Genomic DNA, 22,907 nt, shown 5'->3' on the forward strand with positions numbered 1-22,907 from the left:
CGAACCGAAGTTGTCCACAGGCTCAGAATCTATCCACAGGGACAAAAAGCGGCCGGGACCTCAGGTCCCGGCCGCCATAGAGCAACCTACTGCGCGGCGCGGTTCACGGCCGAGACGACGGCCCGCAGCGAGGCGGTGGTGATCGAGGTGGCGATGCCGACACCCCACACGACTTTGTCGCCGATCGCGACCTCGACGTAGGCGGCGGCCTGGGCGTCGTCGCCCGCGGACATGGCGTGCTCGCTGTAGTCGAGCACCCGCACGTCGAAGCCGACGGTGGCGATCGCGTCGACGAACGCGGCGAGCGGGCCGTTGCCGGAGCCGTTGATCTCCTGCTCGACGCCCTCGACCTTCACGGTCGCCATGATCATGTCCACGCCACCGTCGGTCTCGGCGGCGGTGACCTTCTGCTTGATCCGCTCGAGCGGCAGGAGCGGGTTCAGGTACTCGGTGGCGAAGACGTCCCACATCTCCTTGGGCGTCACCTCGCCGCCCTCACCGTCGGTGATCGCCTGAATGGCCTGCGAGAACTCGATCTGCAGGCGGCGCGGCAGCACCAGCCCGTGATCGGTCTTCATGATGTAGGCCACGCCGCCCTTGCCGGACTGCGAATTCACCCGGATGACGGCCTCGTAGGTGCGGCCGACGTCCTTCGGGTCGATCGGCAGGTACGGGACCTCCCAGACGATGTCGGACACGTCGGCGCCCTGCTCGTCGGCGGCGGCCTTCATCGCGTCCAGGCCCTTGTTGATGGCGTCCTGGTGGCTGCCGGAGAACGCGGTGTAGACCAGATCGCCGCCGTAGGGGTGACGTTCGGCGACGGCCAGCTGGTTGCAGTACTCCACCGTGCGACGGACCTCGTCGATATCGGAGAAGTTGATCTGCGGGTCGATGCCGCGCGAGAACATGTTCATGCCCAGGGTGACCAGGCAGACATTGCCGGTGCGCTCACCGTTGCCGAACAGGCAGCCCTCGATGCGGTCGGCGCCGGCCTGGTAGCCCAGTTCGGCGGCCGCCACAGCGGTGCCACGGTCGTTGTGCGGGTGCAGCGACAGCACGATCGAGTCGCGGCGGGCCAGGTTGCGGTGCATCCACTCGATCGAGTCGGCGTACACGTTCGGCGTGGCCATCTCGACGGTCGCGGGCAGGTTGATGATCAGCGGCTTCTCGGGAGTCGGCGCGATGATCTCGGAGACCGCGTCGCAGACCTCACGGGCGTAGTCGAGCTCGGTGCCGGTGTAGGACTCCGGGCTGTACTCGTAGCGCCACTCGGTGTCGGGATAGCGCTTCTCGATCTCCAGGCACAGCGACGCGGCATCGGTGGCGATCTTCTTCACCGCGTCGCGATCGGCGCGGAAGACCACGCGACGCTGCAGGATCGAGGTGGAGTTGTAGAAGTGCACGATCACGTTCGGTGCGCCCGCGCAGGCCTCGAAGGTACGCTCGATCAGCTCGGGGCGGCACTGGGTGAGCACCTGGATGGTGACGTCGGCGGGGACGGCGCCGTCTTCGATGATCTCGCGGACGAAATCGAAATCGGTCTGGCTCGCGGCCGGGAAACCGACCTCGATCTCCTTGTAGCCCATCCGCACCAGCAGGTCGAACATGCGGCGCTTGCGGGCCGGGCTCATCGGGTCGATGAGGGCCTGGTTGCCGTCACGCAGGTCGACGGCACACCACGCGGGGGCGCGATCGATGATCTTGTCCGGCCAGGTGCGGTCGGGCACCGTGATCGGCTCGACCTCTTCGGCGAAGGGGCGATACCGGAACGACGGCATCGAGGAGTTCTTCTGGTTGTTCCAGGTGGGCTGGTCGGCCGGTGCGGGTTTGCCGGGGGCCGAAATGGTGCGCGAAGCGGATACGAATGCGTCAGCCGAGGACATGCAAGTTTCTCCGTGGGTGTGAAGGATTCCCTGATGGGAGCGGGTCGACCGGCGCGTTGGAACCCCGCGACGGGAGCCGGTCCGTATCAGGACCCGTCGCGGCGGCCGAGAAGAAGAGCCCGCTGCAGCATGATCCTCCGAGCTTACCGCGTGCCCACCCTCGCTTGTCAGCGGCCTGAGGAATCGGCCTCGCCGAATTCGCTGTTCAGTTGCCCAGTACGGTTTCCCTCATAACGCACGCTTGTACGGACCTGCGCGTCCGACGAGACGTACCAAAGGAATTCGAATGACTTGGTTACAACAGGTGGCCATCTTCGTCGCGGGTATCGCGGCGGGTGGCATCAATACGATCGTCGGATCGGGCACGCTGATCACGTTTCCCACGCTGCTCGCGTTCGGGTTGCCACCGGTGACGGCGAATGTGTCGAACACGATCGGGCTCGTCCCCGGCTCGGTGAGCGGGGTCATCGGGTATCGGCGGGAACTGCGCGGGCAGCGGTCGCGAATGCTGCAGCTGGGTACCGCTTCGCTGCTCGGCGGCATCACCGGCGCGATCCTGCTGCTGACGATGCCCGCGGCGGCGTTCAAGGCGATCGTCCCGGTCCTGATCATCGTGGCGCTGATCCTCGTTGTGGTGCAGCCGAGGCTGGCCGCGTGGGTGAAGAAGCGGCGGGCGGACGGTGAGTCGGCGACGCCCGAGCACGGTGGCCCGATTCTGCTGGTCGCGGTGTTCGCCACCGGTATCTACGGCGGCTACTTCGGGGCGGCGCAGGGTGTGCTGCTGATCGGTCTGCTCGGTGTATTCGTGCACGAGGACATCCAGCGCCTCAACGGCGTGAAGAACGCCCTCGCCCTGATCGTGAACGGGGTGTCGGCGGTGATCTTCATCGTGATCGCCGAGGTGGATTGGCAGGTGGTCGCCTTGATCGCGGTCGGTTCCATCATCGGCGGACAGTTGGGCGCGAAGGTGGGCCGGAAGTTACCGCCGAATGTGCTGCGCGGGGTGATCGTGGTGGTCGGCACGATCGCGGTGATTCGCCTGCTCACCACCTGAGCGCCGCGCGCCCGTCGTGACTTGCGACAAATGTGGGTACTACCGGGCGATTCGTCGTGTTTGCGGGTATTCTTCGCGTCGGCCATGCGTGATGAGGGAGGTGGCCTGGTGCACAGACGTGCCTTTTTCAAGGCGGCGGGACTGGCGGCTGTTGCCGGTGCCGTGGGGACGACGCTGAGCGGCGCGTCCGCTTCGGCGGATCCGCGTGAGGCGATGTTCCAGTCCTGGGTGCCGGAGATCTTCGCGCCGATCCCGGACGCGCCCGCGCATACGCAGGCCATCGTTATCGGATCCGGCTTCGGAGCCGCGGTGACCGCGCTGCGCCTGGCCGAGGCCGGGATCGCCAATACCGTGCTCGAGCGGGGCTCGCTCTGGCCGAACGATCCGTGGCGTGAGATCTTCACCGGCGACGATCTGCCCGACGGCCGCGGCTTCTGGCATCGCACGAGTTTCACCGGTGTCACGAAAGTGCCGATGAGTTTCGGCGTGTTCGGCGGGGTGCTGGATGTGACCGAGTATCCCGGTATCGAGGTGTGGCGGGCGGCCGCGGTCGGTGGCGGATCGGTGATCTTCACCGGGGCGATGGTGGCGCCGGAACGCAGGCTGTTCGACCAAGTTTTCGGTGGCATCGTCGATTACGGCGAGCTGGAACGCGTCTACTTCCCGCGAGTGCGCCAGATGCTGCGCCTTGACCCGATGCCCGCCGACATCTACCAGTCCTCCCCGTTCGCGCACTCGCGCGCCTGGGACGACCAAGTGCGCGCGGCCGGCTACCAGCCGCTGCCCAACGATTCGGCCTTCACCTGGGACGTGCTGCGCAGCGAGCTCGCGGGAACCTCGCGTGCCTCGGCCACCACGGCTCGCTCCAACCTCGGCAACTCCAACGGCGCCAAGTTCGACCTCAACCAGAACTACCTGCGCTACGCCCGCGAGACCGGCAAGTCCCAGGTGTTCCCCGGCCACCGCGTCGACGCCATCTCCCAGGAGGCGAACGGCAGATTCGTCGTCGCCGTGTCGAAGCTGGCCCCGACCGGCCAGGTGCTGAGCACCCGCAACCTGACCTGCGACAAGCTGTTCCTCGGGGCAGGCTCGGTCGGTACCTCGGAGCTGCTGGTGCGCGCCCAGGCCACCGGCGCGCTGCCCAACCTCAACGAGCACATCGGCGACGGCTTCGGCACCAACGGTGACGTGGTGCTTGCCCGCGGCGCGAGCAACATCGCGGGCCACGGCCAAGGTGTGCCGAGCGCCAGCCGGATCTACGACGAATCCAGCGTCCCGCTCACCCTGGAGAACTGGTACATCCCCGGCATCCCGTTCGAGACCGGCGCGCTGGCCTCACTCGGCATGGTCCTCGACCCGACCCGCGCCCGCTTCGGCTACCACGCGGCCTCGGGCGGCGTCGGCCTGAACTGGTCGGCGGGCACGCAGCACGCGGTCGCCGCCGCGGCCCGCGCGGTCGACCACCGGATCGCCGAACGGGCGGGCGCGGTCGCCGAATACGGCGCGCTCGGCTACGACGCCAACGCCCAGTTCACCGCGCACCCGCTCGGCGGCGCGGTCCTCGGCAAGGCCACCGACGCCTACGGTCGCGTGCACGGCCACCCCGGCCTCTACGTGATGGACGGTGCCGCGATCCCCGGCAGCACCGCGACGGTCAACCCGTCGCTGACCATCACCGCACTGGCCGAACGCAATATCGAGGCCGTCCTGCGCGGCTGAACACGCCACCGACCGGCGTCGGCAACTCCCCTCGCGGCGCCGGTCGACCAATTAGCGTTGGCTGGAATGTCCAGGCCGACCTACGCGGCGCCGACCGCCAGATATTCAGGAGCAACAGTGGCTTCACCGGGGATCGAACGGGTCGAGGCCCTGCCGGACGTGCGCTCCAAGACGCCCACCCTGCGCACCGACATCTTCATGCTGATCCTCGCGATCATCTCGGTGGTGCTGGTCGTGTGGATCACGTTCTTCGACGTCAGTGGCTCGACTTATCACGCGATCGTCATCGTCGACACCTCGATCTGCGCGATTTTCGCCGTCGAGTTCGGGTGGCGGTGGCGGCGGGCGGGCTGGCCGTGGTCGTACCCGTTCATCTATTGGTACGAGGTCCTCGGCATGATCCCGGTGACCAGCCCGCTGTTCCGCGGGTTCCGGTTGCTGCGGATCGTGGTGATCTTGATCCGGCTGGGCCGGGTCGCCGACCGGGCACTGGGGGAGCGGGTCACCGCGACGATCGTCAACCGGTTCGTCGGCACGATCGTCGACGTCATCAAGCGCCCGATGACGATCGCGATCCTCGACGAGGTCTCCAAGGTCCTGCGCGCCGGCCACTACACCCAGAACATCGCCGCCGCGCTCGAGGAGAACCACGCCGAGGTCGACCAGCTGATCATGGACCTGATCAAGAACGATCCGCAGACCGGCAAACTGCGCTACGTGCCGTTCCACGACGACATCATCCGGCTCGTCGCCGACACGGTCTACCGCATGCTGCGCCAACTGCTCGACGACCCGCGCACCGACGAACTCGTCGCCGACATGCTGCGCGAGAACCTCGACCAGATCAACGACGCGGTGCGCGCCGGGGTGAAGGTCCCGCCCTCGCACCGTGGGGCGACGCCCGCCGAGCACAGCGTGCGCCACCACCTCGGTCAGATCAAGCGTGCCTGATCTCGTCGCGCGGCTGGGCGAATCGCACGGTTTCGAAGATCACCAGCGCGGCCAGTAGCGCGCACAGCACCGTGAGCGAAGCCAGCGCGGGCAGGTGGGCAACGAACGGGATGAGCGCGAACAGCAACGCGGCGACCATCAGCCGTCCGGTCGACAGCGATTTGGTCGCATAGTATTTCGCGAACGTGATGCCGAGCAGGAACAGCGCGGGACCACCGTAGAGCGCGCCGAGCGGAATGCCGTACAGCGCATCGGTGAGCGTGTGATGCGACGAATCGCCGACGTAGTACAGCACCTTCTTCAACCCGAGCGAGAGCCCGATGATGCCGACGATCATCGGGAAATGCCCGTACATGTAGGTGATCTGGGCGATCTTGATCTGCCGTGCGTCTTTGGCATGAGCGAAGGCGTGCTCGATGGAGATCGCGGCGACATCGAAGTACAACCACCACAGCAGGCCCGAGATGGCCAAGCCGAGCATCGAACCGACCGCGATCGGCCAGGAGATGGGCAGCCCGGCCACGCCGATGCCGATCGAGACGATGGATTCGCCCAGCGCCACGATGATGATGAGTCCGTAGCGTTCGGCGTAGTGCTTGGCCGAGTTGAGCCGCCAGTCGGTGCCCGCCGCCCAGGTCCACACCATGTCCCCGACGATCGCGGCGAGCCACAGCAGGATCTGGGTCAGGCCGGTCGTCATCGCGGCGACGACCAGCAGCGCGGTGCCGACGGTGATCGAGCCGAGCGCCCAGCGCAGTAGTTGCCCGCGCAGCTGGGAGTCGCCGGCACTGATCGTCCAGAACACCGTGACATGCACCAATCGCACGATCAGGTAGGCGATGGCGAAGACCAGCGGGCCGAACCAGCCGCCGGTCATATCCGTGAACGCCTCGGGAATGGTGAGCGCGGCCAGGAACGCGCCGCCCATCGCGACGAACATCGCGACCCGCGTGATGCCCTCGTCGGCCCGCACCACATTGCCCAGCCATGAATACGCGATCCACAGCCACCACATCAGGGCAAGCACCAGCGTCGCCCGCAGCATGTTCGCCGCGGTCGTCTCGTCGGCGGCCAGTGCGGTGACCATCGTGAACGCGAACACGATCACCAGGTCGAAGAACAACTCCAGCTGGGTCACCGAGTTCTCTTCGGTCACGGGCTGGAACCGGACCCGTCGATTTCCGATCATGCGTCAATCGTCGCACCCCGGGCGGCGATGCGCGCGGACTGCCGATCGACGACGCTAGCCGACCGCGTACCCCCTGATCTCAGGGAACCGCTCGGCGAAGTCGATGAAGTTCGCGACCGTCTCGTCGTGCAACTTGCGCAGCGAACGGTTGAACAGGATTCCCGGAATGGGCAGTGGCAGGGACAGCTCTACGTGGTAGTCGACCTCGGTGCCCTCGGGGGTGTCGAGCAGTTCGATATAGCCGCCCCCCTTGGAGCCGCGACTGCTGTCGACGACCCGCCATTCCGACCGGTACCGCTCCCAGGAGTATTCGAGCACCTGGGCGTCGGAGTTGCCCATGAAATGGGCTGTGGCGAAAACCCGGCGCGGCCTGCCGTCGGCATCGCGTGGCCCGACCCGGACATCACTGAGCGAGGTCGACCACTCCGACATCAGGTCCACGGCCAGTAGTGCGTCCATCACTTGGTCGATCTCGGCGTCAACGGTGAATCGGATGTCGATCTTCGAGCGCATCTTGTCTATCCTCCGAACCCCCGCAGCATTCGCGCCCGATTGTGCACAGTCGTACTAGTGATCGTCAACACGTCTATGGTCTGGTCAAATGACCGGCTCAGCTGCGTATCACACGCTCTACGGCGGTTTCGATCAGTGCCATGCTCTGTTGCTCGGTGAAGATTCCCGGCAGCGTGAGGTGTTCGACGATGAGCCAGTTGAGCGCCAGGTAGAGCAGTAGTACCGACTCCGCGTCGCCGGGCAGGCCGGATGCCAGGTGGTTGCGCACGTTGAAATCGATGTCGGCGCGGACGCGTTCGGTGAGCACCTCGCGCAGTTCGGGTCGCCGGGTCGCCTCCAGCCGAAGTTCCAGCAGCGCGAGATAGGCCTTGCGATGCGATTCGAGGCGGCCGACCACCTCTTTCATCAGCGCGGTGATGTTCTCGACGTCCTTCGGGCCGTCGCTGACCAGCGCCATCGTCTCCTCGCTCGGCTGGACCACCTCGTAGAAGCGGACACCCGCCTGGGTGAGCAGTTCGTCGCGGTTGGCGAAGTAGTTCGACGCCGTGCCCGCGGGGACGGCGGCCGCCTTGTCCACCGCGCGGAAGGTGAGGCCGCGGGCGCCCTCGTCGGCGAGGACCTCGATGGCCGCGTCGAGTAGGGCTTGTCGTCGTTCGGGGTTGGTTCGCACTTGACACCACTCCATCTGTAGTACTACGTTGAAACCACTTCAAGCAGAGTACAACAACTGAGGCGGTACCCATGCGAAAGCTTGTCTACTACATCGGCGTCTCCCTCGACGGCTACATCGCAGGTCCCGGCGGCGAGGTCGACTTCTATCCGGTCGGGCCCGAATACGCCGCAGACCTCGGCTCCGAATTTCCGGAAGCCATCCCCACACATCTGCGTCCGCACATCGGCATGGACGTGGCTACGCCCAACAAGAACTGGGACACCGTGCTGATGGGCCGCGGCACCTATGAACCGGGGCTCGCCGCGGGCGCACCGAGCCCCTTCGCTCATATGAAGCAGTACGTCTTCTCCACCTCACTCGAACAGCAGCATCCCGACGTCGAGATCGTCTCCGGTGACGCGGTGGAATTCGTGCGCGAACTCAAGGGCCGGGACGGTGCGGACATCTGGCTGTGCGGCGGCGGAAATCTCGCCTCCCAGCTCATCGGCGAGATCGACCAGCTGATCCTCAAGAGCTACCCGGTCGTCGCGGGTGCCGGGGTATCGGTGTTCACGGGCGCCTTCGAACCGACACGTTTCACCCCTGTCCGGCGCCGGGAATTCGCCACCGGCACGCAGGTCACCTGGTTCGATCGGAGCTGAATCCGGTGGTCAGCCACAGGTGACAAGCCTGTGTCGTTTTCCACAGGCAGGGTAGGTAGCAGCGAAACCGGTGGCCCGGGGCCGGTACTCTTGGGCGCTGATACCAATCTGACACTCGATCGTGAAGGACCTGCTGTGGCTCTCGTAGTTCAGAAGTACGGAGGATCCTCGGTGGCTACCGCCGAGCGGATCCGGCGCGTCGCTGAACGGATCGTGGAGACCAAGAAGCAGGGACACGACGTAGTAGTCGTGTGCTCGGCCATGGGTGACACGACCGACGAGTTGCTCGATCTCGCGGAGCAGGTGGCCCCCGCGCCGCCTGCTCGCGAGATGGACATGCTGCTCACCTCCGGCGAGCGCATCTCGAATGCCTTGGTGGCCATGGCAATTCACACACTCGGCGCCGAGGCTCGCTCGTTCACCGGTTCGCAGGCCGGCGTGATCACCACCGGCGCGCACGGCAACGCCAAGATCATCGACGTGACCCCGGGCCGCCTGCAGGAGGCCCTCGCCCAGGGGCAGATCGTGCTGGTGGCCGGCTTCCAGGGCGTGAGCCAGGACAGCAAGGACGTCACCACGCTGGGTCGCGGCGGATCCGACACCACCGCCGTCGCGCTGGCCGCGGCACTGAAAGCCGATGTCTGCGAGATCTACACCGACGTCGACGGCATCTTCTCCGCCGACCCGCGCATCGTGCCCGACGCCCAGAAGCTCGACAAGATCTCCTACGAGGAGATGCTCGAGATGGCGGCCTGCGGCTCGAAGGTGCTCATGCTGCGCTGCGTCGAATACGCGCGCCGCTACAACGTTCCCGTTCATGTTCGGTCGTCCTACACCGACAAGATCGGCACCACTGTTTTCGGATCGATGGAGGACATTCCCGTGGAGCAGGCAATCCTGACCGGCGTCGCACACGACCGCAGCGAAGCCAAGGTGACCGTCGTGGCCCTGCCCGACGAGCCGGGCTACGCGGCCAAGGTGTTCCGCGCGGTGGCCGACGCCGAGATCAACATCGACATGGTGCTGCAGAACATCTCCAAGGTCGATACGGGCAAGACCGACATCACCTTCACCTGCCCCAAGACCGACCTGGTCCGCGCGGTGCAGAAGCTCACCGAGCGGCAGGCCGAGATCGGCTTCGCCGAGATCCTCTCCGACGACCACATCGGCAAGGTATCCCTGGTCGGTGCGGGCATGAAGTCGCACCCCGGCGTCACCGCCACCTTCTGTGAGGCACTGGCCAACGCCGGCGTCAACATCGACCTGATCTCCACCTCGGAGATCCGGATCTCGGTGCTGGTGCGTGACACGGAACTGGATGAAGCGGTCCAGGTGTTGCACAAGGCATTCGATCTCGGCGGCGACGAAGCCGCTGTCGTCCACGGCGGAACGGGGCGTTAGGCAATGGGTGTACGTGTAGGTGTCGTCGGAGCGACCGGTCAGGTCGGCACCGTCATGCGCAAACTGCTCGAAGAGCGCAACTTCCCGGCTGACGAGGTGCGGTTCTTCGCCTCCGCTCGGTCCGCGGGCAAGACGCTGCCGTGGCGCGGCGGCGAGATCGTCGTCGAGGACACCGAGACCGCCGACCCCTCGGGTCTGGACATCGCGCTGTTCTCGGCCGGTGCCACCATGTCGCGTGTGCAGGCCCCGCGTTTCGCCGCGGCCGGTGTGACCGTGATCGACAACTCCTCGGCCTGGCGCAAGGATCCCGAGGTGCCGCTGGTGGTGTCGGAGGTCAACCCCGAAGCCACCCGCCACCTGCCCAAGGGCATCATCGCGAACCCGAACTGCACCACGATGGCCGCGATGCCGGTGCTCAAACCGCTGCACGATGTCGCCGGTCTGCAGCGCCTGATCGTGTCGTCCTACCAGGCTGTTTCGGGTTCCGGACTCGCCGGTGTGGAGGAGCTCGCCTCGCAGATTCGCGCGGTGGCCGCCGACGCGGAGAAGCTGGTGCACGACGGCTCGGCCGTGGAGTTCCCCGCGCCGAACAAGTACGTCGCGCCGATAGGTTTCAACGTGATCCCGCTGGCAGGTGCGCTCGTCGACGACGGTTCTTTCGAGACCGACGAAGACCAGAAGCTGCGCAACGAGAGTCGCAAGATTCTCGGGTTGCCCGATCTGCTGGTGAGCGGCACCTGCGTGCGCGTTCCGGTGTTCACCGGGCACTCGCTGTCGATCAATGCCGAATTCGCCGAACCGATTTCGGTGTTGCAGGCGAAGGAACTGCTGGCCAAGGCGGCGGGTGTGCGGTTGGTCGACGTGCCGACTCCGCTGGCCGCCGCTGGTCAGGACGATTCGCTGGTCGGGCGTATCCGTCAGGATCCGGGTGTGCCGAGCGGTCGCGGTCTTGCACTGTTCATCTCGGGCGACAACCTGCGAAAAGGTGCCGCGCTGAACACGATTCAGATCGCGGAAGTTCTGCTGGAAAACCGCTGAATCTCGTAGTCGAGGCCGGGTCATCGTCAGCGATGGCCCGGCCTTACTGTGCTCAGCGAATTGGGCGGATGCCTGGGGTTCGAGGGTCGTTGCCTACACAGGCCAGGATGGCGCAGCCTGGTGGGATGCCGGCGAAGGGGGCGGCTAGGGGCAGGTCGAGGCAGTCGAAGACGGTGCAGCCGGGGTAGGCGCCGGGGCCGATGCCGAAGACGGCCAGGAGGATGTTGGCGTCGATGAGTTTGGCTGCGTCGAATTCGAGTGGGGGTTCTACGTAGGGTGCGGCGATCGGGACCTGGGTGTCGGTGATGGCGGCGAAGAGGCGGCGGAAGAATTCGTGGGGGAGTTCTTCGGCGTGGGCGAGGATTCCGCTGGGGCCGTAGGCGGTTTGGTTGCCGAAGGGGCCGGTCCACATCACCGTCAGGTCGAGGCTCGGGAGGAAGAAGATGTTCTGCAAGCCGAGGCCGGACATGAAGAACGAGTCGTCGGGCAGGAAGTCGGGGGCCTCGCCGCAGTCGGCACCGAGCCAGAACAGGTAGCCGTAGCAGCTGTTCGCCTGCGACGGTGTGCGGGCTCGGCGCAGGTAGTCCGAGGAGATCACGCGGTCGGTGCCCCAGCGGCCGTCGTTCGAGACGAGCAGCCCGATCTTGGCCAGATCGTTGGGCGGCAGCATGAGGTGGGCGTAACCGTAGGTGTGGCCGGATCGGTCGCTCGCCCAGTAGTAGTCGCTGCGGGGGATGCCGAGCGGGTCGAACAGTTCTCGCTGCGCGAACTGCTGCAGCGGTTCGCCGACGGCCAGCTCGATCACATACGACAGCAGGTCGACATTGCGCTGGCTGTAGCTGAAGGTGGTACCGGGCGGGTTGGTCAACTCCACCGACAGCGCCTGCACCGCCGAGTGCGGGTCGATCGGGATCACCGCGGTGATGCCCTCGGACAGCACCCCCACCTTCATGCCCGAGGTCTCGGTGAGCAGGTTCTCGACGGTGATCGACCGGTGCGCCGCGTCGCCGAGGCCGGGCGGCAGATACCGGTCGATGGGCGCGGCGACGTCGAGTTTTCCCTGGTCGGAAGCGATTCCGGCCAGCATCGACACCACCGACTTGGTGACGCTCCAGATGTTCCACGGCGTATTGCCGGTCTCGTCGTTGCGCAGTCCTTCACCGACGAGACAGTTGTGCCGGAAGATCTGCACGTTGAGCCGGTTGCGCGTGGCCGCGAACTGCAGTGCCGCTTCGAGTTTCGCCGAATCGAGCCCTACCTGCTCGGGCTCGGCACGTTCCAGGTCGCGACCGGATGTCACCGCACAGGTCGTGCTCGGCGCGGCCTGGGCGGGGACGGCGAACAGGCTCGCCGAGGTCAGCACTGCCGCGATCGTTCCTGCGAAAACGCTCGTGATGTGCCGCATGCGGGCGAGAGTAGCCCTTGGCGCGCACCGTAACCCGTATAGCGTGGCCGCCGCGGCCACTGTTCACCGCCATGTTCATCTGACCGCAACACGGCGAATCCCGTATACCCCCGCCCCGATCGCGAGCACCCCGAGCCCCGCCAGCACCGATCCGATCGGCAACGCGAACCCGACCACCACGCACCCCACCGCGCCGACCACCGGAACCCAGCGTCGCGGCCTCCCCTCGGCGGCCGTCAGGGTGGCCGCCGACAGATTGGCGACGAGGTAGTACGCGAGCACCGCGAACGACGAGAACCCGATCGCCGCCCGCAGGTCCACTGTCGCCGCCAGCACCGCGACCACCACACCCACCGCCAGTTCGGCCCGATGCGGGACGGCGTACTTCGGGTGGATCTCGGCCAGGGCTTTCGGCAGATGACCGTCACGCGCCATCGCCAGCGAAGTCCGCGAAACCCCCAGAATCAACGCCAGCAGCGACCCCGCCGCGGCCAGCACCGCACCCACCCGCACCACCGGCGCCAGCCACCCCGCACCCGCGGCCTCGACAACCTGCGCGAGCGGATCGCGTGCCGCAGCCAGCCCACCCGACCCCAACGTCACCAACGCGGCCACCGCGACCAGCGCGTACACCGCCAACGCCACCGCCAACGCGAGCATGATCGCCCGCGGAATTGTCCGCTCCGGCGTACGCACCTCCTCGCCGAGCGTGGCGATCCGCGCATACCCCGCGAACGCGAAGAACAACAACCCCGCCGCCTGCAACACCCCGTACGGCCCGATCTCCGCATCGAGAACCGTTGCCCCCGAATGATTCCCACCGACCCCCACGACCACAACCACCGCCAGCACCGCCAACACCAACGCCACGATCACCCGCGAAGCCAGCGCCGACTTCTGCACCCCCACATAGTTGATCCCCGTCACCAACACCACGGCCCCCACCGCCACCGCACTCGCCTGCCCCGGCCATGCGTAACTGCCCACCGTCAACGCCATCGCCGCACACGACGCCGTCTTCCCGACCACGAACCCCCACCCCGCCAGATACCCCCAGAACGCCCCCAATCGCTCCCGCCCGTACACATACGTACCGCCCGACACCGGATACAGCGCAGCCAACCGCGCCGAGGACATCGCGTTGCAATAAGCGATCACCGCCGCCACCCCCAACGCGACCAACAACCACGACCCCGCCACCCCCGCCGCAGGCCCCAACGCCGCGAAAATCCCGGCCCCCACCATGGCCCCCAACCCCACCACCACCGAATCCCCCAGCCCCAACCCCCGCCGCAACCGCCCATCCGAAGTCATACGGCCATCTTCAGCCATCCGACGAGGACCGGCGACCCGTACCAATGCAGCGCCGACAGTCTGTCTGGCAGATAAAAAACGCCGCCAGGTCGATGAGGGTGACCTGGCGGCGTTCGCTGGGGCCGACGCCCCACAAGCGCCTCTCGGCGGGTGGTCGCTCGTAGCGACTATGGGGTGAGGCCCGGGGCTGTTCGGACGTCGACAGTGGATTCAACGGCGGCTGTGTGCGAACTATTCCGACGGCTCGCTGTGATGCGCGCAACGCACGAGGCAGGTACCGCAATCGCGTACCTGCCTCGTGTCATGGCTGGGCGAAGGGCCTGGTTCCCGGGCTCTCCCGTTGGCGGTATCGGGTGTCTGTCAGAAGTTGCTGAACCAGTACAGAATGCTGGCCAACAACCAGACGATCGCGGTCTCCATGATGGCTCTCCTTGCGTCGGTACCTCCATCATCGCCGAAGACCCCCGTTTGCCGACAAGTTGTTCTTAAGAAGCTCTAGAGACCGACACCGCATTGTTGCTTCAGACACCGGAACAACCGGGTCCGATCGGTCTCGAGGGGTGATCGGTCGGGCCCGGCGGTGCAGACCAGAAGGTGGCTCTTCCAGACGCTGAAGACGCACTGCCGACGGTAACCACACCGACGGGCTGGGCCGAGGAGTTCCACGTTGTGTCGGTGAGTACGCGTGCCGGGCCGATCTGATCGAGGGGTGATCGGCCCGGACGTTTGCGTATGGCCAGGATTCAGGTAAGTGTTGAGGGATGGTCGATATGGCGGAGCACTCCGACGCGCTCGACCGTGCCGAGGTGCGGCTGCGCGAAGAATTCGCGACAATGTTCGAGCTGGAAACGATCCATCGTGTCCTGCATTCCTCTTACGACGACTTCGTCGCCAGGGCGACCGTGACGCTGTACTTACCGCTGCTCGCCGAGCGATTCGGGCGCCAGCGCTTACAGGCGCTGGCCAAGATCGAGGGCAAGGTGGCCAAGCCGCGCCCGACGGTGCTGTTCCTGTGCACGCACAACGCCGGCCGCTCGCAGATGGCGCTCGGCTACTTCGAGGAGCTGGCGCTGGGCCGGGCGGTGGCCTGGTCGGGCGGGTCGGTGCCGAGTGGGCAGCTCAATCCGGCCGCGGTGGCGGTGATGGCCGAGGTCGGGGTCGATATCTCGCGCGAGTATCCGAAGCCGTGGACCGATGAGATCATCCGGGCCGCCGATGTGATCATCACGATGGGCTGCGGTGACACCTGTCCGCTGGTGTCGGGGGTGCGCTACGAGGAGTGGATCATCGAGGATCCGGCCGGGCTAGAGGTCGAGCATGTGCGGCCCATCCGCGACGACATCGGTCATCGCGTGACGGGCCTGCTCACCGAGCTCGGCATCGAGGTCACCGATCCCGTAGATACGCCACCCAGCTCCCGTACCGCGTGATGTCGGTGGCGGCGACGGCGGCGTCGTAGCTACACGCGAAGCCGATCACCGCGCGTCCGTCGGACAGATCGATGCTGGTCAACGCCATCGGCGGGGGTAGTTCGGCGAGGAATCGGCCGAGGCCCGCAGGCGAGACGAGGAACAGTTCGCCGAGAATCGGCGCGCCGTCTCCGTCGCCGTGGCGGACCAGTCCGGGTTTGGGCGGGGTGGTGTCGAGGGCGGTGAGGCGGTAGGCGTCGGTGGTGGTGATCTCGCCTGCGAAGCGGGCACCCAGTTGTTCGAGTTGCCAGTGCAGGGGTTGGCCGCGCAGGTGGGCGCCGAAAACCGCAAGGGGCACACCGGTTTCCACGAGTAGCGGGGTCGGGGTGCCGGTGATGCGGGCGGCGAGGTCGACGGCGAGCTGGTCGGCGAAGGCCGGGACTACGACTGTCACGCCGAACGGGCGACCGTCGGTGGTGGGTGTGCCGGGGATCGCGACGGCGGCGAGGTCGAGGAGGTTGCAGAAGTTCGTGTAAGTGCCCAGCCTGCGGTTGATCGCGAGTGGGTCGGCCTCGACTTCGGCGATCGACGGGTGTTCGGTGGTGGTGGGAAGCAGGAGGCCGTCGAAGTCGGCGAGCAGTGTTGTCGCGGTGGTGCGGGCGCGGGCCAGGGTATCGAGGTCTTGCGCGAAGGCGTGTGCGTCGAGTTCTCCTGCGGCGCTGATAATTCCGGCGACAGTGCGGTCCAGGCCTGGGGCGCCCTTGTCGACGAACTCGCCGACCGCCGCGTATCGCTCGGCGACAATCGCGCCGTCGTAGAGCAGGCGGGCAGCGTCGAGCAGGGGCGAGATGTCGATCTCGGTGGTGTGCAGGCCTCGAGCATGCAGGGCCGCAACAGTTTCGGTGAACGCCGTGCGGTAGGCCGGGCTCAGCGGTTCCAGGTCTTCGGGTCGAGGGATTGCGATCGCGGGTTCGGTGGAGACTGCGAGACGGACGTCTGCGGGCCATGCGCGGCTGCGCGGATCCCGAGAATCCTTGCCCGCCATGACTTTTGCGGCGGTGACGGCTGAATCCAGATCGGCGGCGAAAATGGTGACCGCGTCATAGTCGGCGCAGGCGGGGACAACGCCATGGGCGGGGATCACGCCGAGAGTGGCTTTGATGCCGACGATGCCGTGCAGTGCGGCGGGTACGCGGCCCGAGCCTGCCGTGTCGGTGCCGATGGCGAGGTCGGCGATCCCCAGCGCGACAGCTGCCGCCGAGCCGGAACTCGAACCGCCCGAGATCAATTCGGGATGGAGGGCATTGCGCACGGCGCCATAGGGGCTGCGAGTGCCGACGAGTCCGGTGGCGAACTGGTCGAGGTTGGTCTTGCCGAGCACCAGCGCACCCGCCGCGACCAACCGTCGCACAGCCTCAGCGGTTTCCGTTGCCTCATAGGCGAATTCAGGACATGCGGCGGTGGTGGGCAGGCCGGCCACGTCGACGTTGTCCTTCACCGCGAGGAGCAGACCCGCCAGCGGCAGTTTCTCGCCCGCGGCGAGCCGGCGTTCCAGCTCGGTGGCTTCGGTGGTCAGGACCTCCTGCGGACGCAGCGTGATCCATACTTCGGGCCGATCCACTTCGGCGATCCGTGCGTAGGCGGCGGCGACCCGCGCGGATGGGGTGACAGACATTGAAGCTCCTCTATTCGCTTAACGACATGGCGGCGACGGCACGTGAGATGCGCTCGAGCACCACGTCCAACGAGTCGCCGATGTGGGTGTGCAGAAGTCGCTGAGCCAGCGTGAGCTCACCGGCGAGGACGGCCTCGAGGATGCCGAGGTGCTCGCTGATCGTGGTCTCGATGCGGTTGTTGATCATGAAGTCGTACATGCGCACATGCCGGATCCGGGAGTTCACCGCGACCAGCGCGCGCACCATCTCGGCATTGCCCGCCGCGGTCAGCAAGGTGACATGGAATTCCTCGTCGACAACGACGAATCCCGGCTCCTGGGCGGGCGGGTCGGCCTGCAGGGCCAACCATTTCCGCTGCTCGGCACGCAGCAGCGCCTCGTCGTGGGTGATCCGCGAATCCGCGCGTACCCGCGTCATCCCACCCAGTTCCAGGGTCAGCCGCAGCTCGTAGAGATCGCGAATCCGCGCCACACTCGGCCGCACCGGACTGAACCCGAACTCCTCGCGCTGCAGCAGCCCGTCCGAGCAGAGCATGGTGAGCGCCTCCCGAACCGGCGTGCGAGAGATCCCGAACCTGGTCGACAGTTTCGGCTCGGTGAGCCGCTCCCCGAACCGGATGTCCCCGTTCATCAACTCACCGCGCAACGTCGAATACACGACCTCGCGCAACGGCCTTCCGGAGCCTTCGCCCGGTGCATCCACCCTTGTCGACATGGGTGTATACGCTATCGATCGCTAATTTCTATCAAGTGACAGAAAGTAAGCGCCAGGTTATCGATCGCTCACACCGGCATCCTCACCACGCCGAGCCCCGCGACGGGAGAACTTCTCAACCAACCCCGAACACGCAGGCAATCCCACCCGCCACGCAGACGCCCACACTCGAACCACGAGCCCACCGCCGCGCTCACTCCGCTCATCCCGGAAGGGCGATTCCCATGACTCCCACCATCCTGGCCCTCATCCTCGGGCTGATCTCCCTCACGACCTTCACCATCTGCTGGCCGAACCCCCTCGACCGCAAAACCCCACAGACAAGCGAAGAGCCCCTGACCAGTGAACTGATCAGGGGCTCTTCTGTGTCTCAACCAACACGTCGGGGTGACAGGATTTGAACCTGCGACCTCTTCGTCCCGAACGAAGCGCGCTACCAAGCTGCGCCACACCCCGTGAGGCGAACCTGAAGTAGCTTACAACGTGGGGTCGTGAAACGTTAAATTGGCTGGTCAGGTGGGGGTTCGAGGCGGGCCCTAGCGGGCGACGGCCCGCGAGGTCGAAATGCCGAAGCCGGTGTCGGCGGAGGGCCGTTTGGGCTGGGCGCCGACCAAGGTGAGCAGCGTGGCTTCGGGGCGGCAGCAGAAGCGGTAGGGCGCCCACGGGGAAGTGCCGATGCCCGCCGAGACGTGCAGCTGGGTGTGCTCGCCCCACTGGGAAGCGCCCTTCACCCGTGACTTGTCGATCCCGCAGTTGGTGACCAGCGCGCCGTAACCGGGCACGACCAGCTGCCCGCCGTGCGTGTGACCGGCCAACACCAGGTCGTAGCCGTCTTCGGCGAAGCGATCGAGCACGCGCGGCTCGGGCGAATGGGTGACACCGATGCTCAGCTGCGCCAGCTGGTTGGGCGCACCGGCGACCGTGTCGTAGCGGTCGCGCTGCAGGTGCGGGTCGTCGACGCCGGCACTGGCGATGCGGATGCCCGCCACCTCGAGGTCGCGCCGGGTGTGGGTCAGGTCGAGCCAGCCGCGTTCGGTGAATGCCGCGCGCAGGTCCTTCCACGGCAGCGGGTCGCCGTAGACGCGACGGTGATCTTTCTTGAAATACTTCAGCGGATTCTTCGGTACCGGCGCGAAATAATCATTCGAACCGAACACGAACAAGCCGGGGCGAGCCAGCAGCGCACCGAGGGATTGCACAACGGCGGGCACGGCCTTGGGATGGGAAAGATTGTCGCCGGTATTCACGACCAGGTCGGGTTCGAGCCGGTCGAGTTCGCGCAGCCACTGCTGTTTGAGCTGCTGTCCCGGCATCATGTGCAGGTCGCTGACGTGCAGAATGCGCAACGTGGGCGACCCGGGCGCCAGTACCGGCATCGTGGCTTCACGCAGGACGAACGCGTTCCGTTCGATCAGCGTGGCGTAGCCGATACCTGCGACGGCGGCCCCAGCGGCTCCCAACGCGGTTCGGCGGACAGCGGACGTCGAGATAACGGGCATTTGCCCAGCATAGGCGACCCCCTCCCGGATCGGCGCGTGTGTTTCCGCACAAACGGTCGGAATTTCCTCCGCGATGGAAATGTGATGGGACTGCCGACGGCGAACGACTACGGTAAACCGCATGTCGGAACTGAAAGCCAAGCTGCGCGCGGATATGACCACCGCGATGAAAGCCAAGGACAAACTGCGTCTCGCGACCTTGCGGATGCTGCTCGCCGCTATCCAGAACTCCGAGGTCTCGGGAACCGAAGCGCACGAGCTCTCCGATAACGATGTCATTGCCCTGTTGCAGAAGGAAGCGAAGAAGCGCAACGAGGCGGCCGTGATCTACGAGCAGAACGGTCGCGGCGAACTGGCCGCGAACGAGCGCGCCGAGGAAGAGATCATCGAGGAGTACCTGCCCACTCAGCTCAACGACGCGGAGGTGGCCCAGGTGGCCGACACCGCGATCGCCCAGGTCGCCGAGCAGCTCGGTGAACGGCCGGGAATGCGGCAGATGGGGCAGGTCATGAAGGCCGCCACGGTGCTGGCCGACGGCAAGGCCGACGGTTCCAGGATCTCGGCCGCGGTCAAAGCCCGGCTGTAGCAAACAAACGAAAGGGCCGCCATCCGAACTGGGATGGCGGCCCTTTCGCGTTACTAGCGTGGCACCGGGATGGGGATCGGTGGCAGGCGCGGGATCTGCGGCAACCCCGGCAGCGCCGGTGCGGGCGCGGCGGGCGGGGGAGTCGTCGGCGCGGGCACTCGGACGGTCCCGTCGCTGATGTAGATCGTGACCATCGAGCCCGGAATGGCCGAGCCGTTCGGCGAACTGCCCATCACCGTGCCCTTGGGCTGCGAACCCGCTCCCGTCACCGCGGAGACCTGGAAGCCGGCGCCGGACAGGATCGAGGTGGCCTCGCCCTGCGACTTGCCCGCCACATCGGGGACCTGGGAGTTGTTCGCGCCACGGACGTACTTGTCGTCCACCGGCGGCAGACCGGGCGGCGGGAACCGATCCATCAACGGCTTGATGGCGTTGAACCAGGTGCGGGCCGGTTCGTTACCGCCGAACAGGCCGGAGGCATCGCTGGCGCCACAGTTGCGCAGCGGGAACGAGCAGATCTCGCCGGGGGTCGGGCTGTCGCCGTAGACGTATACCGACGAGGCCAGCGCGTTGGTGAAGCCGAGGAACGCCGAGGAACGGTGGCTCTCGGTGGTGCCGGTCTTGCCCGACATCGGCGCCGCCCACCCCGCGGCCCGCGCCGCGCCCGCGGCGGTACCGCTGGTGTCGTCCTTGCTCATCGCGTTGGCGAGGGTGTTGGCCAGACCGGGGTCGACCACCTGTTCGCAGGCCTGCTGGGTGAGCGGGACGGCCTTGCCACTGCGGTCGACGACCTCCTTGATCGGCGAGGGCGGGCACCACTTGCCGCCCGAACCAAGGGTGGCGGCCACATTCGTCAGCTCGAGCGGGTTGATCGCGAACGGGCCGAGGGTGAACGAACCCATGTTGTTGTCTTTGATGTGGTCGGCGAGGCTCGTATTGCCCCGCCCGGAGGTGCCGGGCTTGGTGTAGGACCGCATGCCGAGGCGCACCGCCATGTCCACCGCGGCCGAAACGCCGACGTCCTGGATCATCTTCACGAAGGTGGTGTTGGGCGAGGTGGCGAGGGCGTCGGTCACCGACATCGACCCCGGGTAGTTGCCCGCGTTCTTCACGCACCACGAGTCGGCCGGGCAGCCCGGCGAGTTCGAGTAGCCCATGCCCCTGGCGGCGTAGGTGCCCGGCACATCCACCTGGGCGGCGATACCGAGGCCCTTCTCCATCGCGGCGGCGGTGGTGAACAGCTTGAAGATCGAGCCCGCGCCGTCACCGGCCATCGAGTACGGCTGGCCGAGCAGCGTCTCGTTGGCGTCGCGGTTGAGGCCGTAGGTGCGGCTCGACGCCATCGCGAGGACGGGATGCGAATCCTGACCGGGCGCGACCACCGACATGACCTCGGCGATGTTGTCGAGGTTGGGGTCGGCCTGCTCGTTCACCGAACGCTTCACCGATTCCTGCAGCACTGGATCGAGGGTGGTCTTGATCAGGTAGCCGCCCTTGTCGATCTGCTCGCGGCTGATCCCGGCCTCGGCCAGGTACTGCAGCGCGTAGTCGCAGAAGAAGCCCTTGTCGTTGGCGGAGATGCAGCCGCGCGGCAGGCCCTTGGGTTCGGGCAGCACGCCGAGCGGTTCGCTCTTGGCCTTGCGGAACTCCTCGGCGCGATGCGGGATGTTCTGGATCAGGGTGTCGAGCACGGTGTTGCGGCGGTCGGTGACACCGGCCACGTTGGTGTAGGGGTTCAGCTTGGAGCTGGACTGCACCATGCCCGCCAGCATCGCCGACTGGGTGATGTTGAGCTGGGACGCGTCGATGCCGAAGTAGGTCTGGGCGGCGTCCTGGATGCCGTACGAGCCGTTGCCGAAGGGCACCAGGTTCAGGTAGCGGGTGAGGATCTCGTCCTTGGACAGCTCGCGGTCCAGCGTGAGCGCCATCCGGATCTCGCGCAGCTTGCGCGCCGGTGTCGTCTCGATCGCGGCGCGGCGCTCGGCGTCGGTCTTGGCGACAACCAGCAGGTTGAAGTTCTTCACGTACTGCTGGTCCAGGGTCGAGGCGCCCTGCTGCACCGCACCGGAGGAGGTGTTGGTGAGGAACGCGCGCAGCGTGCCCTGCCAGTCCACGCCCTTGTGATCGGCGAAGCGCTTGTCCTCGATGGACACGATCGCCAGCTTCATGTTGTTGGAGATCTTGTCGCTCGGCACCTCGAAGCGGCGTTGTTCGTAGAGCCACGCCAACGGTGACCCGTTCGCGTCGACCATGGTCGACACGGCGGGGACCGTGCCCTCCACCAATTCGGCGGAGACATTGTCGACGGCATCGGCGGCACGGTTGGAGATGAACCCGAATCCACCGGCCAAGGGGAACAACAGCCCAGCAACAAGCACGGCGGCCAGCGCGCAGCTGCCGGCCAGCCTCGCGAGCGTTTGAGTGATCGGCACGATCCCAGACTAGAGGGTGGCGTGGTGAGGTTCACGGCTGTGCTGCTCGACTGCTTGGTCTGACCAGAATGTCCGGGTGGTGCCAGGGGGGTTGCTCGGGCGTGTCAACAAAATGATCACATCGGCGTGTCGCGACCGGCCACGCCGGTGAACAGCAGTACTGCCCGCTTCTGCCCCGATTTGAAGGGACGGCCGTACCAAAAAATCGGGGGGTGGTCTTGCGTAACGGCCATACCTTTACCTAGATTGAGAACCCAGTGTGATAGAGCTAACACTCAAAGTGGAATGTGGTGCGGACCGCAGCGGTAGTTGGGTTGCTGTGATCCGCGCTCGCGATTCTGGAGCGCCGCACAACGGTGTTCGGACTGCAAAGGGGCACATCAAATGCACATCACAACCCCCATCGCTCGACTGGATGTAGAGCAGGCCGAGGCGAGGATCGCTTGGGTTGCCCAGGCGCGATGCAAGGAAGTGGACCCCGATCAGCTGTTCGTTCGCGGCGCGGCACAGCGCAAGGCGGCAACGATCTGCCGTCACTGCCCGGTGCTGATGCAGTGTGGTGCCGATGCGCTCGACAACCGGGTCGAGTTCGGAGTGTGGGGTGGGATGACCGAGCGACAGCGGCGTGCGCTGCTCAAACAGCATCCCGACGTGACGTCGTGGGCGGAGTTCTTCAACGCCCAGCGGCAGCACCAGGTGGCGATCTAGCAGGCGAGACCGAGCCGATATCACACACGGCGCCGAGACCGCTTGGTTTGCGGAATCGGCGCCGTTGGTGGGTGTTGCCGGATTGCGAGCTATAGCGGATTT

19 protein-coding genes and 1 tRNA gene are annotated in these 22,907 nt (G+C 66.3%); 9 read left to right on the forward strand and 11 right to left on the reverse strand.

The annotated features are described in order from the left end of the window. Positions 1–86 precede the first annotated feature (86 nt). Positions 87–1,883, reverse strand: a complete 1,797-nt coding sequence (gene leuA, locus ACLJPD_RS11190; RefSeq protein WP_410871816.1) for a 2-isopropylmalate synthase — start codon at positions 1,881–1,883, stop codon at positions 87–89. A gap of 286 nt (positions 1,884–2,169) precedes the next feature. Between leuA and ACLJPD_RS11195 the strand changes: the two genes are divergently transcribed. The 3 genes from ACLJPD_RS11195 (at position 2,170) to ACLJPD_RS11205 (ending at position 5,607) form a co-directional block, all read left to right on the forward strand. Next, complete coding sequence (locus tag ACLJPD_RS11195; RefSeq protein WP_410871817.1) at positions 2,170–2,937, forward strand: sulfite exporter TauE/SafE family protein; 768 nt, start codon at positions 2,170–2,172, stop codon at positions 2,935–2,937. A gap of 108 nt (positions 2,938–3,045) precedes the next feature. Beyond that, a complete protein-coding gene (locus ACLJPD_RS11200; protein WP_410871818.1) occupies positions 3,046–4,656 on the forward strand; it encodes a GMC oxidoreductase in 1,611 nt (536 codons plus the stop codon). A gap of 117 nt (positions 4,657–4,773) precedes the next feature. After that, complete coding sequence (locus tag ACLJPD_RS11205; RefSeq protein WP_410871819.1) at positions 4,774–5,607, forward strand: ion transporter; 834 nt, start codon at positions 4,774–4,776, stop codon at positions 5,605–5,607. Here ACLJPD_RS11205 and ACLJPD_RS11210 read toward each other — a convergent pair. The 3 genes from ACLJPD_RS11210 to ACLJPD_RS11220 form a co-directional block, all read right to left on the reverse strand. Beyond that, positions 5,594–6,796 (reverse strand): low temperature requirement protein A, encoded by a 1,203-nt coding sequence (locus ACLJPD_RS11210; RefSeq protein WP_410871820.1) that lies wholly within the window; start codon positions 6,794–6,796, stop codon positions 5,594–5,596. The genes ACLJPD_RS11205 and ACLJPD_RS11210 overlap by 14 nt on opposite strands. Before the next feature lie 54 nt (positions 6,797–6,850). Beyond that, the gene (locus ACLJPD_RS11215; protein WP_410871821.1) at positions 6,851–7,309 is read right to left on the reverse strand and encodes an SRPBCC family protein; all 459 of its coding nucleotides are present in this window, start codon (positions 7,307–7,309) and stop codon (positions 6,851–6,853) included. Positions 7,310–7,406: 97 nt separating this feature from the next. Further along, entirely contained in the window at positions 7,407–7,979 is a 573-nt protein-coding gene (locus ACLJPD_RS11220; protein WP_410871822.1) for a TetR/AcrR family transcriptional regulator, read from the reverse strand. Between the two features lie 71 nt (positions 7,980–8,050). Between ACLJPD_RS11220 and ACLJPD_RS11225 the strand changes: the two genes are divergently transcribed. From ACLJPD_RS11225 to ACLJPD_RS11235, 3 genes are all read left to right on the forward strand, one after another. After that, positions 8,051–8,623, forward strand: a complete 573-nt coding sequence (locus ACLJPD_RS11225; RefSeq protein WP_410871823.1) for a dihydrofolate reductase family protein — start codon at positions 8,051–8,053, stop codon at positions 8,621–8,623. A gap of 135 nt (positions 8,624–8,758) precedes the next feature. Then, entirely contained in the window at positions 8,759–10,024 is a 1,266-nt protein-coding gene (locus ACLJPD_RS11230; protein ID WP_410871824.1) for an aspartate kinase, read from the forward strand. A gap of 3 nt (positions 10,025–10,027) precedes the next feature. After that, positions 10,028–11,062: an aspartate-semialdehyde dehydrogenase gene (locus tag ACLJPD_RS11235; protein ID WP_410871825.1), complete on the forward strand. Its 1,035-nt coding sequence runs from the start codon at positions 10,028–10,030 to the stop codon at positions 11,060–11,062. Positions 11,063–11,114: 52 nt separating this feature from the next. Here the strand turns inward: ACLJPD_RS11235 and ACLJPD_RS11240 are convergent, their stop codons facing one another. Both ACLJPD_RS11240 and ACLJPD_RS11245 read right to left on the reverse strand, forming a co-directional pair. Next, positions 11,115–12,467 carry a serine hydrolase domain-containing protein gene (locus tag ACLJPD_RS11240; RefSeq protein ID WP_410871826.1) on the reverse strand — a complete coding sequence of 451 codons (1,353 nt, stop codon included), beginning with the start codon at positions 12,465–12,467 and terminating at the stop codon, positions 11,115–11,117. Positions 12,468–12,542: 75 nt separating this feature from the next. Continuing rightward, complete coding sequence (locus ACLJPD_RS11245; RefSeq protein WP_410871827.1) at positions 12,543–13,781, reverse strand: APC family permease; 1,239 nt, start codon at positions 13,779–13,781, stop codon at positions 12,543–12,545. A 761-nt stretch (positions 13,782–14,542) separates the two neighbouring features. Here ACLJPD_RS11245 and ACLJPD_RS11250 point away from each other — a divergent pair. Further along, complete coding sequence (locus ACLJPD_RS11250) at positions 14,543–15,211, forward strand: arsenate reductase ArsC (protein WP_410871828.1); 669 nt, start codon at positions 14,543–14,545, stop codon at positions 15,209–15,211. Here ACLJPD_RS11250 and atzF read toward each other — a convergent pair. The 4 genes from atzF to ACLJPD_RS11270 all read right to left on the reverse strand — a co-directional run bounded on the left by atzF (position 15,168) and on the right by ACLJPD_RS11270 (position 19,079). Further along, the gene (gene atzF, locus ACLJPD_RS11255) at positions 15,168–16,865 is read right to left on the reverse strand and encodes an allophanate hydrolase (protein ID WP_410871829.1); all 1,698 of its coding nucleotides are present in this window, start codon (positions 16,863–16,865) and stop codon (positions 15,168–15,170) included. The two genes, ACLJPD_RS11250 and atzF, sit on opposite strands and share 44 nt — an antisense overlap. Positions 16,866–16,875: 10 nt before the next feature. Continuing rightward, a complete protein-coding gene (locus tag ACLJPD_RS11260) occupies positions 16,876–17,580 on the reverse strand; it encodes a GntR family transcriptional regulator (RefSeq protein ID WP_410871830.1) in 705 nt (234 codons plus the stop codon). A gap of 382 nt (positions 17,581–17,962) precedes the next feature. Beyond that, positions 17,963–18,036 (reverse strand) — tRNA-Pro (locus ACLJPD_RS11265). An 80-nt stretch (positions 18,037–18,116) separates the two neighbouring features. Further along, on the reverse strand, positions 18,117–19,079 hold the full coding sequence (locus tag ACLJPD_RS11270; RefSeq protein WP_410871831.1) for a metallophosphoesterase: 963 nt from the start codon (positions 19,077–19,079) through the stop codon (positions 18,117–18,119). A gap of 121 nt (positions 19,080–19,200) precedes the next feature. On the opposite strand from ACLJPD_RS11270, the gene ACLJPD_RS11275 reads away from it, so the two are divergent. After that, positions 19,201–19,665 (forward strand): GatB/YqeY domain-containing protein, encoded by a 465-nt coding sequence (locus ACLJPD_RS11275; RefSeq protein ID WP_410871832.1) that lies wholly within the window; start codon positions 19,201–19,203, stop codon positions 19,663–19,665. Positions 19,666–19,718: 53 nt separating this feature from the next. On the opposite strand, the gene ACLJPD_RS11280 is transcribed toward ACLJPD_RS11275, so the two are convergent. Then, complete coding sequence (locus ACLJPD_RS11280; RefSeq protein ID WP_410871833.1) at positions 19,719–22,097, reverse strand: penicillin-binding protein; 2,379 nt, start codon at positions 22,095–22,097, stop codon at positions 19,719–19,721. Positions 22,098–22,481: 384 nt separating this feature from the next. On the opposite strand from ACLJPD_RS11280, the gene ACLJPD_RS11285 reads away from it, so the two are divergent. Continuing rightward, positions 22,482–22,805 (forward strand): WhiB family transcriptional regulator, encoded by a 324-nt coding sequence (locus tag ACLJPD_RS11285; protein ID WP_056821932.1) that lies wholly within the window; start codon positions 22,482–22,484, stop codon positions 22,803–22,805. The last annotated feature ends 102 nt before the right edge of the window (positions 22,806–22,907 follow it).

It is taken from the genome of Nocardia sp. A7 (genome assembly GCF_046549215.1).
Classification (GTDB): Bacteria; Actinomycetota; Actinomycetes; order Mycobacteriales; family Mycobacteriaceae; genus Nocardia.

Excerpts from the sequence above, each read along its gene's own strand:
- leuA (WP_410871816.1), bottom strand. The coding sequence starts at position 1,883 with ATGTCCTCGGCTGACGCATTCGTATCCGCTTCGCGCACCATTTCGGCC.
- ACLJPD_RS11195 (WP_410871817.1), top strand. The coding sequence starts at position 2,170 with ATGACTTGGTTACAACAGGTGGCCATCTTCGTCGCGGGTATCGCGGCG.
- ACLJPD_RS11210 (WP_410871820.1), bottom strand. The coding sequence starts at position 6,796 with ATGATCGGAAATCGACGGGTCCGGTTCCAGCCCGTGACCGAAGAGAAC.
- ACLJPD_RS11215 (WP_410871821.1), bottom strand. The coding sequence starts at position 7,309 with ATGCGCTCGAAGATCGACATCCGATTCACCGTTGACGCCGAGATCGAC.
- ACLJPD_RS11225 (WP_410871823.1), top strand. The coding sequence starts at position 8,051 with ATGCGAAAGCTTGTCTACTACATCGGCGTCTCCCTCGACGGCTACATC.
- ACLJPD_RS11235 (WP_410871825.1), top strand. The coding sequence starts at position 10,028 with ATGGGTGTACGTGTAGGTGTCGTCGGAGCGACCGGTCAGGTCGGCACC.
- ACLJPD_RS11240 (WP_410871826.1), bottom strand. The coding sequence starts at position 12,467 with ATGCGGCACATCACGAGCGTTTTCGCAGGAACGATCGCGGCAGTGCTG.
- ACLJPD_RS11245 (WP_410871827.1), bottom strand. The coding sequence starts at position 13,781 with ATGACTTCGGATGGGCGGTTGCGGCGGGGGTTGGGGCTGGGGGATTCG.
- ACLJPD_RS11250 (WP_410871828.1), top strand. The coding sequence starts at position 14,543 with ATGGTCGATATGGCGGAGCACTCCGACGCGCTCGACCGTGCCGAGGTG.
- atzF (WP_410871829.1), bottom strand. The coding sequence starts at position 16,865 with ATGTCTGTCACCCCATCCGCGCGGGTCGCCGCCGCCTACGCACGGATC.
- ACLJPD_RS11260 (WP_410871830.1), bottom strand. The coding sequence starts at position 17,580 with ATGTCGACAAGGGTGGATGCACCGGGCGAAGGCTCCGGAAGGCCGTTG.
- ACLJPD_RS11270 (WP_410871831.1), bottom strand. The coding sequence starts at position 19,079 with ATGCCCGTTATCTCGACGTCCGCTGTCCGCCGAACCGCGTTGGGAGCC.
- ACLJPD_RS11275 (WP_410871832.1), top strand. The coding sequence starts at position 19,201 with ATGTCGGAACTGAAAGCCAAGCTGCGCGCGGATATGACCACCGCGATG.
- ACLJPD_RS11285 (WP_056821932.1), top strand. The coding sequence starts at position 22,482 with ATGCACATCACAACCCCCATCGCTCGACTGGATGTAGAGCAGGCCGAG.